Origin of the sequence: Hydrocarboniphaga sp. (assembly GCF_965279055.1) — a bacterium.
Lineage (GTDB): Bacteria > Pseudomonadota > Gammaproteobacteria > Nevskiales > Nevskiaceae > Hydrocarboniphaga.
In genome coordinates, this window is the sequence record NZ_OZ257125.1 from 554674 (window position 1) to 567935 (window position 13262).

Consider the following 13262-nt stretch of genomic DNA (forward strand, 5'->3'; position numbering starts at 1 on the left):
CATGGCGCACGCACGCGCAGGCTGCGGCCGCAAGCTAAGGCCGATGTCGGCATGCTGGTTGCTCGTCTCGTCGAACGCGAATAAGCAAATACGCGTTGATGAGGAGAGCGACAATGCGCAGGCAGGTAATTCAAACGATCGCCGGGGCCAGGCCGTGCAAAGTGCCGGAATCGACGCCGCCTATCTGCCGATCGCGGAGCGCGCGCTGATGTCGCCGGTGTCGGCGGCCGCGGTCGATCGCGTCGACTTCGCCGCACGCGACGAGGCGCTGGCCGCGCGCTTTGCTGCAGTGCGCTCGTATACCCGCGAGCTCGCGGCGCCTCTGTCCAGCGAAGATGCCAGCGCGCAGAGCATGGCCGACGCCAGCCCGGCGAAATGGCACCTGGCGCATACGACCTGGTTTTTCGAAACCTTCGTCCTCAAGCCGCATCGCGCCGGCTACGAGGTATTCCATCCGAGCTTCGAGTACCTGTTCAACTCGTATTACCGTGGCGTGGGCGAGTTGCATCCGCGCCATCAGCGCGGCCTGTTGACGCGGCCTTCGGTGCACGAGGTGATGGCGTATCGCACGCATGTCGACCGGCTGCTGCTCGACGCGCTGTTGCGCGATGCCTTGCCGGAGGCCGCGCTCGATCTGCTGGAACTCGGCCTGCATCACGAGCAGCAGCATCAGGAACTGCTGTTGACCGACATCAAGCATCTGTTTTCGATGAACCCGCTGATGCCGGAATACCGGCCGCAGAACCTGATGGCGGCGGAGGCGCCGGCGCTGCAGTGGATGCGTTTCGATGGCGGCATCGTCGACATCGGTCACGGCGGCCGCGGCTTCGCCTTCGACAATGAAGGCCCGCGCCATCAGGTGCTGCTGCGGCCTTACGCGCTGGCGTCGCGCGTGGTCACCAACGCCGAGTACGCCGACTTCATACGCGACGGCGGCTATCGCGATGCGCGGCTGTGGTTGTCCGAAGGCTGGGCGCAGGTCGAGGCGCAGCGCTGGCAGCGGCCTTTGTACTGGAGCGAAGCCGGCGACGCCGAATACACCTTGCATGGCGTGCACGCGATCGATCCGAACCGTCCGGTCTGCCATATCGGGTTCTTCGAAGCCGATGCCTATGCACGCTGGGCCGGCGCGCGGCTGCCGACCGAATTCGAATGGGAACACGCCGCCGCCGACCAGAGAGTCAGCGGCCAGTTCGCCGAGCAGCCCGACGGCGAAATCCATCCGCGCATCGTCACCGAGCATTCATCGGTGCCGCTCTATGGTTCGGTCTGGTGCTGGACTGCGAGCCCCTACGTTGCCTATCCGGGCTATCGGCCGGACCCGGGCACCGTCGGTGAATACAACGGCAAATTCATGAGTAACCAGTGGGTATTGCGCGGTGGCTCGTGTGCGTCGTCGCGCTCTCATCTACGTTCGACCTATCGCAATTTCTTTCCCGCCGATGCGCGCTGGCAGTTCAGCGGCCTGCGCCTGGCCCAGGAGCTTTGAACATGGCACGTGACGCCGGCACCTCCGCCTTCGATATCCCGTCCGTCGATCCGGCGCTGATGAGCGAAGTGCTCGAAGGCCTGTCGCGGCCGCAGAAAGCGCTGCCGCCGAAACTGTTTTACGACGAGCGCGGCTCACGCCTGTTCGAGCTCATCTGCGAGCAGCCCGAGTACTACATCCCGGCAACCGAGACCGCGCTGCTGCGCGCCCACGCGGCCGATCTCGCCGCGTTCTGCGGGCCGCGCTGCGTCGTGCTCGAACCCGGCGCCGGCACGGCGGAGAAAACCCCGATCCTGCTCGGTGCGCTGGACCAGCCGGCGGCCTACATGCCGATCGAAATTTCCGAAACCGCGCTGGACATCTGCGTGAACAATCTCGCCAGCCTGATGCCGGGGTTGCGGGTGCATCCGGTATGTGCGGATTTCACCCGGCCGTTCGGTCTGCCGCGCATCGAGAACGCGCACTGGCGGCGCCGCGTGGTGTTCGTGCCCGGCTCGACCATCGGGAACTTCGAGCCGCTGATGGCGCGCCGCCTGCTCGCCGAATGGCAGGCGCTGGCCGGCCCGCACGGCGCCTTGATCATCGGCGTGGATCTGCGCAAGCCGCGGGCGATTCTGGAACGCGCTTATGACGACGAGGCCGGCGTCACCGCGGCATTCAATCTCAACATGCTCGAGCATCTGAACCGCGACTTCGGCGCCAACTTCAATCTCGATGGCTTCGCGCATCGCGCGATCTTCAACGACGAACTCAGTCGTATCGAGATGCATCTGGTCAGCAAGCGCCCGCAGCGCGTGCGCATCGGCAGTCGCAGTTTCGTGTTCGCCGCCGGCGAAACCCTGCACACCGAGAACTCCTACAAGTACACGCCGGCGGATTTCGCCGAGCTGGCGCTGAGCGCCGGCTGGGGCCGCCGCGAGCTGTGGATCGACGATGGCGACCTGTTCAGCCTGCAATGCTTTGAAGCGATCGGCTGATGCAATGGATGGATGCGTTGCAGTGGCCGGCGATGCTGGCCACGCTGGGCGCCGCCTGGCTGGTGGCATCGCAACAGTCGCGCAAGCGCAGCTGGGGCTTCTGGGTTTATCTGGGCAGCAATGTGCTGTGGGTGGCCTGGGCCGTGCATGATCGGGCCTATGCGCTGCTCGCGCTGCAGATCGGCCTGGCGGTGATGAACGTTCGCGGCGTGAGGAAGAACGACGACACGGCTACGGCCTAGCCGTTTTGGTCTGGGAGTCCCGCTTTTATGGTCCGCAGGATGCGCCTGCCCTTGCTGGTCCTCGCCGTCGTCGTGGCGCTGTTGGTGCTGCTGCGCATGGCGCTGCCGCATTGGGTGACGAATTATCTGAATGCCCGGCTGGCGACGATGGGCAGCTATCACGGCCAGGTCGCCGAGGTGGATCTGCATCTGTGGCGCGGCGCTTACACGATCCACCAGCTGCAGGTGGTCAAGAACACCGGCAAGGTGCCGCTGCCGCTGCTGAAGGCGCCGCGCACTGAGCTGGCGATACGCTGGGCCGATCTGGCGCGAGGCAAGGTCGTGGCGACGATCGAGTTCTACGACACCGAGCTGAACTTCGTCGACGGCCGCGGCGAAGCCGATGGCCAGAGCGGCAAGGGCGTCGACTGGCGCGCGCAGCTGGAGAAGCTGATGCCGGTGCAGATCGATGAGATCCAGTTCATCGACGGCACGCTGGTGTTCCGCAATTTCGTCTCCGATCCGCCGGTGGACCTGCGCGCGACCCAGGTCAACGGCTACGTGCGCAACCTGACCAATGTCGAGGACGCCAACGGTGAGCGTGTCGCGGTGTTCGACGCGCATGCACAGATGCTGGGCGATGCGCCGGCGGAGGCGCACGCCGAGTTCGATCCATTCAACGAGTCGCGCGATTTCAGCCTGCGGCTGCGCATTCTCGACTTCGATGTCGTCGACGCCAACGACTTCGCGCGCGCCTACGCCAAGCTCGATTTCGCCTCCGGCCACGGCGAATTCGTCACCGAGCTCGACGCCAAGGATGGCCATCTGCGCGGCTACGCCAAGCCGCTGTTCAAGGATCTGAAAGTCTTCAGCTGGAAGCAGGATGTCGAGCAGGAGAAGGAGAATCCGCTGCGCCTGGCCTGGGAGGCAACGGCCGGCCTGTTCACGCAGCTGTTCAAGAATCATCGCGAAGACCAGTTCGCGACGCGCATCGAAATCAGCGGCGACATCGGCGCCACCGAAACCCATCCGGTCGAGGCGATTCTGTCGATCCTGAAAAATGCCTTCATTAAGGCCTATAAACCCAACTTCGAGCACCTGGAAGAGAGCAAGGACAAGGGCGTGGACGATAAGGCCGACGGATCGAAATAGTCGGCTGCGGTTAAGATGCGGTTCCATCCCGCATCAACTGCCCCCTGTTCATCGAACCGGGGTTTGTTCTACTCGTCGCGTCTCCACCATCCAGCCCGATGACCCCCGTCACCTACGTTCTGCTCGTTTCCAACCTGCTGATCTTCGGCCTGCAGCTGCTGTTAGGTGACGTCATGCTGCAGCGCTTCGCTTTGTGGCCGCTGCAGCATGGCTTCGTGCCGTGGCAACTCGTGACGTGCGCGTTCCTGCATGGCAGCCCGATGCATCTGGCGACCAACATGTTCGGCCTGTGGATGTTCGGCCGCGATGTCGAGCGCGCGACCGGCTCGGCGCGTTTTGCGCAGCTCTACGGTGCCAGCGTGCTGACCGCGGGCCTGGCACAGCTCGCGTTCTCGTCGTTTTTCGCAAGCGATCCGGTGCCGACCGTCGGCGCATCCGGCGGCCTGTTCGGCGTGCTCGCCGCGTTCGCCTGGCTTTTTCCGCGGCGCAAGGTGATCCTGCTGATTCCGCCGATCCCGATGCCGGCACCGGTGTTCGTCGTGCTGTACGCGGCCGTGGAGCTGTATTCCGGCGTCACCGGCACTTTCGCCGGCGTCGCCCATTTCGCACATCTGGGCGGCCTGGTCGGCGGCCTGTTGCTGATCTGGCGGTGGCGGCGCAGTCTGCGCCGGTCCGCCTACTGAGAAACCTGCGACTACATGGCTGCCGTACTGCCCAGCTTCTGGATTACGCATGCCAGCTGCCGTCTGCACCGGATGGAAGACGGGCACCCGGAATGTCCCGAGCGTCTCGCCGCGATCGAGGACCGGCTGCTGGCCACCGGCCTGGACCTGTTCCTGCACCGCGCCGACGCGCCCGCCGCCAGCGCCGAGGCGCTGCTGCGCGTACACACCGCCGCGCACGTCGAGGCGGTGCTGGGGACGCGGCCACTCGAAGGCCTGGTGCACATCGATCCGGATACGTCGATGAACGCGCATACCGCGGATGCGGCGCTGCACGCGGCCGGTGCCGGCGTGCTCGCGGTGGAGCTGGCGCTATCGAAGCGCGCCGGCTTCGTGTTCTGCAACGTGCGGCCGCCGGGGCATCACGCCGAGCGTGATCGCGCGATGGGCTTCTGCTTCTTCAATAACATCGCAGTCGCCGCGGCCGAGGCGCTGGCGCGCGGCATCGAGCGCGTCGCGGTGCTGGATTTCGACGTGCATTACGGCAACGGCACCGCGGATATCTTCCGCAACGAGCCGCGCGTGCTGTTGTGCTCGACCTACCAGCATCCGCTGTATCCGGACTGGGCCGGCGATCCGGACGCGCCGGGCCTGATCGATTCGCCGTTGCATGAAGGCGACGGCAGCAAGGCGTATCGCGACGCGCTGCAGAACCACTGGCTGCCGGCGCTGGAGGAATTCGATCCGCAGATGCTCTTCGTCTCCGCCGGTTTCGACGCGCATGTGCGCGACCCGATGGCCGGCCTGTGCCTGACCGACGAGGACTATTACTGGACCGCGACCCTGATCCGCGACTTTGCCGAGCGCCGCTGCAAGGGCCGCGTCGTCGCGATGCTCGAAGGCGGCTACGACGGCCACGCGCTGGCGCGTTGCGTCGAGGCTTTCGTGCGGCCCTTCGTCGGCGCGTGAGCCGGTGAGCCGCCCATGAGCGCGCAGAACCTCGAAAGGCTGTTGCGCAGTCGTGCGGTCCTGGCGGTCGGCGAGCCCGGCACGCCGCAGGAGCAGAGCCTGTTGCGGCGCCTCGGCGCGACCGCGGAATCGCTGGAGCAGGTGCATTCCAAGGCGCAGCTGCATGCGCAGCTCAAGCTCGCCGCGCTGCAGCGTCTGGTCGTGGTGTTCGATGCCAGGCTGATCGGTCCGCGCGTGATCGCGGCCCTGGCCGAGTCCGGCTGTCGTGGTCTGGTCTGGCCCAGCGCCGATCCGATTCCGGAGTTGGTGCTGCAGGCGGCGCGCCCGCATCGCCTGCGTTTTCTCGGCCCGCGTTCCGGTGGTTTTTTTCAGGGCAATGGCCTGTCGGCCGGCGAATTTCCGCCGGACATGGCGGCGGGTTCGCTGGCGCTGATCACGCAGTCCGGCTCGATCGCGGCGGCGGCGATCGACTGGGCCAACGGCCGCCGCATCGGCTTCTCGTTCGCGGTCACCACCGGTGCCGAAGCCGACGCCGATATCGCCGATTTTCTCGACGTCGCCGCGCTGGATCCGAATACGCGCGCGGTGATCCTGCAGGTCGGCGCGGTGCGCGGCGGCCGCAAGTTCATGTCGGCCGCGCGCGCCTGCGCGCGTCTGAAACCGGTTGTGGTGTTGCAGAGCCGCCTCGGCGGCCGCGAAGCGCTCAGCGGCGCCGATCCGGTGCGCAGCGCGGCGTTCGAGCGTGCCGGCCTGGTCGAATGCCTGACGCTCGACGGCATGTTCGACGCGCTGACCGCGCTGGCGCGCATTCCCGCCGTCGACCGCGGCGGCGAGCCGGTGCGCGTGATCACCATCGGCAACGGCGCCGGCCTGTGCGCGCTCGGCGTCGATGCGGTGCTGCGGTACCAGCTTGCGCTCGGCAGCTGCAGTGACGAAACCTTCGCGCAGATTGCTCAGCATGCGCCGCGCGCGCGCCGGCTCGAGGGCGCCATCGACGCCGGCCCGGCCGATCCGCAGGCGCTGACCGAGCTGTGTCGCGCGCTGCTCGCCGATGGTCGATCGGACTACGTGCTGCTGGTGCACAGCCCGCAGCTGGACGCCGCGCACCGGCTGCATGTCGACGCGCTGCTGGCCGCGCAACTCGGCTCGAAACTGGTCACGGTGTGGCTGGGCATGAAGACCGCGATCGACGCGCGGCGCCGCAGCACCGAGGCCGGGCTGGCGACCTTCGTCACCGCCGGCCAGGCGGCGCGGGCCCTGCGTTATCGCTGGCTGCACGGCCGCACCCGCGAGCTGCTGATGCAGACGCCGCCGCCGTCGGAGCGCGCTGCTGTCGACTGCGAAGCGGCGCGCGCCTTGCTGGCCGCGGCGATCGCGCGCGAGCACGGCGTGCTGGATGCCGATGGCGCCGACGCGCTGCTGCAGCTGTACCGGCTGCCGCCTTCATCGGCAGCCGTGGTGCTGGCGCAGCGCTTCGTGCTGAGCATCGAGCGTCACACCGAGATCGGCACGCATCTGACCATCACCGCGGTCAGCGGCCTGCTGCAGTCGACGACTGGCCGTGCGTTCCCGCCGCTGGATGGTCTGCTGGCGCAGCGCATGCTCGAGGCCCTGGAGCTGACGCTACCGGCCGCGATGCGGCCGCCTCTGCTGCAGGCGCTGTCCGCGCTGTCGCAAATGGCGCTGGATCTGCCGATGCTGGCGCAGCTGCGCATCGTGCTGGCTTTCGACGCCGACGGCGCCTTGCATCGTGTCGGCAGTGGCGCGGTGCAAGTCGATGCGCAGCCGCCGCCCGAGCGGCAGCGCCTGATTCTGGCGCCGTATCCTGAGGACCTGAGCTGCGTCGTCGTGTCGCGGCGCGGCAGCTACCGGCTGCGTGCCATCCGTCCCGAAGACGAGCCGGCGCTGCTGACCCTGCTGCAGCGCCTGCGGCCCGACGACGTGCGCATGCGCTTCTTCGCCGCGATCCGTTATTTCTCGCACGAAATGGCCGCGCGCATGACCCAGATCGACTACGACCGCGAGCTGGTGCTGGTGGCCGAGGCCGAAGCCGAGCCAGGCCTGATCAGCGCGGTCGCGCATCTGGTCATCGATGCCTATGGCGACAGCGGCGAGTTCGCGCTGCTGGTGCATCACGATCACGCCGGCTCCGGCCTCGGCCGGCTGCTGATGCAGCAGCTGCTGGCGCATGGACGACGTCAGGGTCTGCACAGCATCCACGGCGACGTGCTGCGCCAGAACACCCCGATGCTGGGCCTGGCGCGCAGCCTCGGCTTCGTGCTGCGCGGACCGTATGACGAACCGGATAGTGTTCGCGTCGAGATTGATCTGCGCATTCAAGCCAAGCTGTAGGAGCGGGCTTGCCCGCGACTGTGCTGCTGATGGCCTCAATCGCGGGCAAGCCCGCTCCTGCCGTTGCGGTGGTTGCGGAGTTGTTTCGTGTGACACGATGTAACCGACGCGCGTGATCGCGCGAAATGCACTTATAAAACTGCTGTTGATCACACAAGGGACCGTCATGCTCGCCAGCCGCATCCTGATCGTCGAGGACGACCGTGAAATCGGGCCGCTGGTGCAGGGCCTGCTGCAGCGCGAAGGCTACGACGTGGTGTGGGTGCGCTCGGCCTTGCAGATGGACCAGTCGCTGAGCGAGCGTCGCGCCGATCTGCTGGTGCTCGACCTGATGCTGCCCGGTGAAGACGGCCTGTCGATCTGCCGGCGGCTGAGCGCCGGCAGTGGCATTCCGATCCTGATGCTGACCGCCAAGGCCGACGATCTGGACCGCATCATCGGCCTGGAAATGGGCGCCGACGATTACTTGCCCAAGCCGTTCAATCCGCGCGAACTGCTGGCGCGCATCCGCGCGGTGCTGCGCCGTACCGCGCCGGCTAGTGCCGCCGCGGCCAGCGCGATGCCGGCCGAGCGCGTGCGCTTCGCCGGTTTCGAGTTCGACCTGTCGTCGCGCCAGCTCAAGCGCGAAGACGGCAGCGAAATCGAAATCTCGGCCGGCGACTACGACCTGCTCTCGGTGCTGGTGCGTCATCCGCAGCGCGTGCTCAATCGCGACCAGTTGATGGATCTCACGCGCGGCCGCAGCTGGGAAGCTTTCGATCGATCGATCGATGTCGCGCTGTCGCGGCTGCGGCGCAAGATCGAGGCCGATCCGGCTCATCCGCAAATCGTCAAGACGGTGCGCAACGGCGGCTATCTGCTGGCGGTGCCGGTCGAGCGCCTGGGGAACCTCTGAACCAGTCTCGCGCACCCGCGTTGTTCCGGAAAGTACGCCAGGCCAGGCGCGAGGGGCGCGGCTTGCTGATTGCAAGCAAGCCCAGAGCAACGCCGCATGGCGTTCTTCCCGGAACAACCCGAAGGGCGGAGCCTGAAAGGGGCGCATTGCGGCGCCTCTCCTTTCTCGTGTACGTCCAGTACACCGCGTCAGTCGATCCTTGCACTGCGCCCCTTTCAGGTTCCGCGCGGGTGCGCGAGACTGGCTCAGAGGTTCCCTAAATGTTCGGCCTGACGCTGCGCGTGACCGCGGTGATGGTCGGCGCGATGCTGCTGGCGATGCTGATCACCGGCGGCGCGTTTCTGCTGCAGCGCCAGGCCGAGCACCACGAGCAGACGGCGCTGCCGCTGCCGGAGCGCGTCGCCGCGATCGTCAAACTGCTGGAGGCGAGCCCGCCGGATGCGGAAAGCTGGCTGCTGCGCAGCCTCAGCGACGAGGCCGATATCGACGTGCGCATCGAGCGCGGCGGCCAGGTCGACTCGGTCGGCAGCGAGTCCGAATTCCCCGGCCTGCTGTACCTGATCCGCAGCCAGCTCGGCGATCGGCGCGTCGCGATCAGTGTCGGTACCGACAGCGGTGCCGCGCAGCCGCCGCGAGGTCGGCTGGCCGCGCTGCTCGGCCGCGACAGCCTGCGCACCGGCAGGCCGCTGCAATTGCGCATCGGCCTGCACGACGGCAGGGTCGCGATCATCGACGTCGGCAGCGTGTTGCTGGCGACACCGTTCAGCGGCCCTCTGGTGACGGGCACCTTGCTGCTGATTCTGCTGACCTTGCTGTTTTCGGCCTGGAGCCTGAAACGCCAGCTGCGGCCACTGGAAACCCTGGCCGGCGTGGTCGAGCGTTTCGGCCAGCAGGTCGACGGCGAGGCGCTGCCGCAGTCGAAGGTGCGTGAAGTGCAACGGCTGGTCGCGGCCTTCGATCTGATGCGCGACCGCGTGCGCGGCCTGCTCGACGGCCGCACGCGCATGCTCGCCGCGATCAGCCATGATCTCGGCACTTACCTGACGCGGCTGCGGCTGCGCATCGAATACATCGACGACGCAACGCAGCGCGAACGCGCCGCGCTCGATCTGGGCCACATGCAGCAGTTGCTGCGCGACACGCTGACCCTGGCGCGGCTGGATTCCGCCGCGGCCGCGGCCGAGCCGGTGAACCTGGTACAGATCGCGCGGCAGCAGGTCGAGGCCTACGTCGAGCTGCAGCAGCCGGTGCGGTTTGTTGCCGATGGCGGCGCGATTTACGTTGCCGCACGCGCCGCGTCGCTGGCGCGCGTGCTCGACAATCTGATCGGCAATGCGCTCAAGCACGCCGGCAGCGCCGAAGTCAGCGTGCTCGCGCACGCCAGCGAAGCCGAACTGCGCATCGACGACCGCGGCCCCGGCATTCCCCGCGCCGAACGCGAGCTGGTGCTGGAGCCCTTCTACCGTCTCGACCAGGCACGCACGCTGGACGTGCAGGGCTCGGGCCTGGGTCTGTCGATCGTCGCCGACATCGTCCGCCGCCACGGCGGCCGGCTGTCATTGCAGGACCGCGATGGCGGCGGCCTGCGTGTCAGCGTACGCCTGCCACGCGTCGCGGGTGACATCGCGGCGGCGGGCGGGGCATGATGAGACCGCACTTGAGACGGAGCGCGCCGATGAGCATGAAAGCCACATGGACTCTGCTGGCAGCGAGCGGAACGCTGGTACTGGGCGCCTGTTCCTCGTCGCCGCTGTGGTTCGACAACGACGGTTACAAGTACGACGAACATGTTGGCGTGATGTCATCCTGCATGGGGCAGGGTTCGGCCAGCGTATGCACGCGGACCGTGCTCGAGTCCGACGGCAACATGCCCGGACTGCCCAGAGCGGTGGTGCGTGACGAAGGGCAGCAGCGGACGCTGCAGGCAGCAGCGCCGCAGTAACGATGGATTGAAAATCGCGAGGAGAAAACCTGATGGCTTACGTGGATGGATTCGTGGTGCCGGTGCCCAGGGCCAAGCTGGCCGAGTATCGCAAGCTGGCGCGCAAGGCCGGCAAGGTCTGGCGCGAGCATGGCGCGCTCGAATACAACGAGTGGATCGCCGACGACGTGCAGCCGGGCAAGCTCACCTCGTTCCCGCAGAGCGTCAAGCTCAAGGCCGACGAGGTCGTGGTGTTCTCGTACATCCTCTACAAATCGCGCAAGGAGCGCGATCGCGTCAACGCCAAGGTGATGAGCGATCCGCGCCTCGCCGGCATGACGCCGCAGAGCGCGCCGTTCGATGGCAAGCGCATGTTCTGGGGCGGCTTCAAGCCGCTGGTGCAGCTGTAGAGGCGCACGATGAGCCTCCGGGTTTATCTGCATCCACTGTCCTCGTTCTGCCACAAGGCGCTGATCGCCTTGTACGAAAGCGGCATCGGGTTCGAGCCGGTGATCGTCGATCTGGGCGACGAGCAATCGCGCAGTGCGTTCCTGAAAGTCTGGCCGGTGGGCAAGTTTCCGGTGCTGCGCGACGAGGCGCGTGATCAGTTGGTGCCGGAGTCGAGCATCATCATCGAGTACCTGGCGCAGCACTATCCCGGCCGCAGCCGCTTGATTCCGGGCGACGCCGATGCGGCGCGCGAGGTACGCCTGCTCGATCGCTTCTACGATCACTACGTGATGGAGCCGATGCAGAAGATCGTCGGCGACAGGCTGCGCCCCGACGGCCAGCACGACGCGCTCGGCGTGGCCGGCGCGCGCAGCATGCTGAAGACCAGTTATGCGCTGGCCGATGCGCAGCTGGCGACGCGTCAATGGGCTGCCGGCGCCGATTTCACGATGGCCGACTGCGCGGCCGCGCCGGCTCTGTTCTACGCCGACAAAGTGCAGCCGTTCCGCGACGGGCATCCGCATCTGGCTGCGTACTTCGATCGCCTGCTGCAGCGCCCCTCGTATGCGCGCGTGCTGCGCGAGGCCGAGCCGTACCTGCACATGTTTCCGGGATGAGCGGCGCCATGAAGATCAAACCATTACTGCCGGCCGCGCTGCTCGGCCTGTTGCCGATCGGCGCCGCCAGCGCCGCGCCGGCGACCTACAAGATGGACCCCGAGCACACGTTCCCGAGCTTCGAGGCCGATCACATGGGCGTGTCGCTGTGGCGCGGCAAGTTCGACAAGACCAGCGGCACGATGACGCTGGATCGCGAAGCGAAAACCGGCAGTGTCGACGTGACCGTCGATTTGAGCAGCGTTGATTTCGGCCACCAGAAAATGAACGAGCACGCGCGCTCGGAAGACTTCTTCGACGTCGCCAAATTTCCGCAGGCGACATACAAGGGCAAGCTCAGCGACTTCGTCGACGGCAAGCCGACCCGGGTCGTCGGCGATCTGAATCTGCATGGCGTGACCCGGCCGGTGACCCTGAACATCGACCTTTTCAACTGCATTCCGCACCCGATGCTCAAGCGTGAGCTGTGTGGCGCCGACGCCACCGGCACGTTCAAGCGCGACGAGTTCGGCCTGACTGCCGGCAAGGACTACGGCTTCAAGATGGACGTGGTGCTGCGCATCCAGATGGAATCGATCAAGAGCGAGTAGCCGGCTCGTCGTCCGCATTCAGCGGCTCGATCGCGAACTGCAGGCAGTAGCGCTGCTCCGGGTCCTGCGCTGCCGGCCGGCCCAGCGACAGCCGGCCGGATCGGGGCAGCATCGCTTTCTGGCAGTAGGGCAGCTGCAGCTCCTGGCCGTCGTCGCCGCTGAGCCAGGTGCCGTTGCGGCTGATGTCCTGCACGAACCAGTAGCCGTCGATGCAGTCGATCACCAAGTGCATCGTCGAGATGCGCAGTTGCGGGTCGGCGATGCTCAGCTCGCAGGCCGAGCCGCGGCCGAGGCGATGTTTCTTGTCGTCGCCGGCCCAGCTCAGCCGCCGCTCGCCGTGGCTGAGCATCAGCACCGAGCCCTGCGCACCCGGCGCCGGCCCGCTGGCGTAGACCGTCGAGGTGCAGGTGTCGGCGGCGCGCCAGTTCAAGGTCCAGACGTTGTAGCGCCCCAGGCCCTTGAGGCTGCGCTGGCCGAAAGGCTGGACCAGATCGCGCAGCTTGGCCGGGAGCCCGGCGATGCTCTCCTCGACGACGAAAATCTGCCCTGGCGCGTCCTCGGTGAGCTTGTGCAGCCGCGCGACGAAGTTGATGGTCTGGCCGATCGCGTCGAGATGGCCATCGGTGAGGCGGAACTGCACGTCGCCGCGATGAAAGCCCGCGTACAGCTGCAGGCCCATCTCCTGCGCCAGCTGCTGCGCCTGCACCGCGACTTCACTGGCGGCGGGGATGGCGTCCTGCTCGAAGATCGCCAGCACGTCGTCGCCATAGGCCTTGATGAAGCTGGCGCCGCGGGCACGGGCGGCGGCGATGATGCTGTCGAGCAGATGCATGATCTGGCGGCCGGCGGCGACCTCGCCCAGCTCGCGCCGCAGCCGCACCGAGCCGGCGACGTCGATGATCAGCACACCGCAGTTCGGGGCCAGCCTGTCGCTCATACGGTTCTGTAGCGGATCGTATCGGTCGGC

General features: G+C 67.0%; 14 protein-coding genes. 13 read left to right on the plus strand and 1 reads right to left on the minus strand.

Annotated elements, in window-relative coordinates:
- The first annotated feature begins 208 nt into the window (after positions 1-208).
- The 13 genes from egtB to ACQZF9_RS02710 all read left to right on the plus strand — a co-directional run bounded on the left by egtB (position 209) and on the right by ACQZF9_RS02710 (position 12295).
- On the plus strand, positions 209-1489 hold the full coding sequence (gene egtB / locus ACQZF9_RS02650; RefSeq protein ID WP_428313351.1) for an ergothioneine biosynthesis protein EgtB: 1281 nt from the start codon (positions 209-211) through the stop codon (positions 1487-1489).
- Between the two features lie 2 nt (positions 1490-1491).
- Positions 1492-2466 (plus strand): L-histidine N(alpha)-methyltransferase, encoded by a 975-nt coding sequence (egtD, locus tag ACQZF9_RS02655; RefSeq protein ID WP_428311729.1) that lies wholly within the window; start codon positions 1492-1494, stop codon positions 2464-2466.
- Entirely contained in the window at positions 2466-2708 is a 243-nt protein-coding gene (locus ACQZF9_RS02660; RefSeq protein WP_428311730.1) for a hypothetical protein, read from the plus strand. The genes egtD and ACQZF9_RS02660 overlap by 1 nt, the downstream gene beginning before the upstream one ends.
- 27 nt (positions 2709-2735) lie before the next feature.
- The gene (locus tag ACQZF9_RS02665) at positions 2736-3839 is read left to right on the plus strand and encodes a DUF748 domain-containing protein (protein ID WP_428311731.1); all 1104 of its coding nucleotides are present in this window, start codon (positions 2736-2738) and stop codon (positions 3837-3839) included.
- Positions 3840-3937: 98 nt separating this feature from the next.
- Positions 3938-4522 (plus strand): rhomboid family intramembrane serine protease, encoded by a 585-nt coding sequence (locus tag ACQZF9_RS02670; RefSeq protein ID WP_428311732.1) that lies wholly within the window; start codon positions 3938-3940, stop codon positions 4520-4522.
- 15 nt (positions 4523-4537) lie between these two features.
- The gene (locus ACQZF9_RS02675) at positions 4538-5470 is read left to right on the plus strand and encodes a histone deacetylase family protein (RefSeq protein ID WP_428311733.1); all 933 of its coding nucleotides are present in this window, start codon (positions 4538-4540) and stop codon (positions 5468-5470) included.
- A gap of 15 nt (positions 5471-5485) precedes the next feature.
- A complete protein-coding gene (locus ACQZF9_RS02680; RefSeq protein ID WP_428311734.1) occupies positions 5486-7822 on the plus strand; it encodes a GNAT family N-acetyltransferase in 2337 nt (778 codons plus the stop codon).
- A 166-nt stretch (positions 7823-7988) separates the two neighbouring features.
- Positions 7989-8717: a response regulator gene (locus ACQZF9_RS02685; RefSeq protein ID WP_428311735.1), complete on the plus strand. Its 729-nt coding sequence runs from the start codon at positions 7989-7991 to the stop codon at positions 8715-8717.
- A 260-nt stretch (positions 8718-8977) separates the two neighbouring features.
- Entirely contained in the window at positions 8978-10363 is a 1386-nt protein-coding gene (locus ACQZF9_RS02690; RefSeq protein WP_428311736.1) for a sensor histidine kinase, read from the plus strand.
- 29 nt (positions 10364-10392) lie between these two features.
- On the plus strand, positions 10393-10659 hold the full coding sequence (locus ACQZF9_RS02695) for a hypothetical protein (protein ID WP_428311737.1): 267 nt from the start codon (positions 10393-10395) through the stop codon (positions 10657-10659).
- 32 nt (positions 10660-10691) lie between these two features.
- The gene (locus ACQZF9_RS02700; RefSeq protein ID WP_428311738.1) at positions 10692-11048 is read left to right on the plus strand and encodes a DUF1428 domain-containing protein; all 357 of its coding nucleotides are present in this window, start codon (positions 10692-10694) and stop codon (positions 11046-11048) included.
- Between the two features lie 9 nt (positions 11049-11057).
- A complete protein-coding gene (locus tag ACQZF9_RS02705; RefSeq protein ID WP_428311739.1) occupies positions 11058-11705 on the plus strand; it encodes a glutathione S-transferase family protein in 648 nt (215 codons plus the stop codon).
- A gap of 8 nt (positions 11706-11713) precedes the next feature.
- Positions 11714-12295 carry a YceI family protein gene (locus ACQZF9_RS02710; protein ID WP_428311740.1) on the plus strand — a complete coding sequence of 194 codons (582 nt, stop codon included), beginning with the start codon at positions 11714-11716 and terminating at the stop codon, positions 12293-12295.
- Here the strand turns inward: ACQZF9_RS02710 and ACQZF9_RS02715 are convergent.
- Positions 12282-13232: an FHA domain-containing protein gene (locus ACQZF9_RS02715; protein ID WP_428311741.1), complete on the minus strand. Its 951-nt coding sequence runs from the start codon at positions 13230-13232 to the stop codon at positions 12282-12284. The two genes, ACQZF9_RS02710 and ACQZF9_RS02715, sit on opposite strands and share 14 nt — an antisense overlap.
- Positions 13233-13262: the final 30 nt, after the last annotated feature.

Excerpts from the sequence above, each read along its gene's own strand:
- ACQZF9_RS02705 (WP_428311739.1), top strand. The coding sequence starts at position 11,058 with ATGAGCCTCCGGGTTTATCTGCATCCACTGTCCTCGTTCTGCCACAAG.
- egtD (WP_428311729.1), top strand. The coding sequence starts at position 1,492 with ATGGCACGTGACGCCGGCACCTCCGCCTTCGATATCCCGTCCGTCGAT.
- ACQZF9_RS02695 (WP_428311737.1), top strand. The coding sequence starts at position 10,393 with ATGAGCATGAAAGCCACATGGACTCTGCTGGCAGCGAGCGGAACGCTG.
- ACQZF9_RS02715 (WP_428311741.1), bottom strand. The coding sequence starts at position 13,232 with ATGAGCGACAGGCTGGCCCCGAACTGCGGTGTGCTGATCATCGACGTC.
- ACQZF9_RS02665 (WP_428311731.1), top strand. The coding sequence starts at position 2,736 with ATGGTCCGCAGGATGCGCCTGCCCTTGCTGGTCCTCGCCGTCGTCGTG.
- egtB (WP_428313351.1), top strand. The coding sequence starts at position 209 with ATGTCGCCGGTGTCGGCGGCCGCGGTCGATCGCGTCGACTTCGCCGCA.
- ACQZF9_RS02685 (WP_428311735.1), top strand. The coding sequence starts at position 7,989 with ATGCTCGCCAGCCGCATCCTGATCGTCGAGGACGACCGTGAAATCGGG.
- ACQZF9_RS02670 (WP_428311732.1), top strand. The coding sequence starts at position 3,938 with ATGACCCCCGTCACCTACGTTCTGCTCGTTTCCAACCTGCTGATCTTC.
- ACQZF9_RS02680 (WP_428311734.1), top strand. The coding sequence starts at position 5,486 with ATGAGCGCGCAGAACCTCGAAAGGCTGTTGCGCAGTCGTGCGGTCCTG.
- ACQZF9_RS02660 (WP_428311730.1), top strand. The coding sequence starts at position 2,466 with ATGCAATGGATGGATGCGTTGCAGTGGCCGGCGATGCTGGCCACGCTG.
- ACQZF9_RS02700 (WP_428311738.1), top strand. The coding sequence starts at position 10,692 with ATGGCTTACGTGGATGGATTCGTGGTGCCGGTGCCCAGGGCCAAGCTG.
- ACQZF9_RS02690 (WP_428311736.1), top strand. The coding sequence starts at position 8,978 with ATGTTCGGCCTGACGCTGCGCGTGACCGCGGTGATGGTCGGCGCGATG.
- ACQZF9_RS02710 (WP_428311740.1), top strand. The coding sequence starts at position 11,714 with ATGAAGATCAAACCATTACTGCCGGCCGCGCTGCTCGGCCTGTTGCCG.
- ACQZF9_RS02675 (WP_428311733.1), top strand. The coding sequence starts at position 4,538 with ATGGCTGCCGTACTGCCCAGCTTCTGGATTACGCATGCCAGCTGCCGT.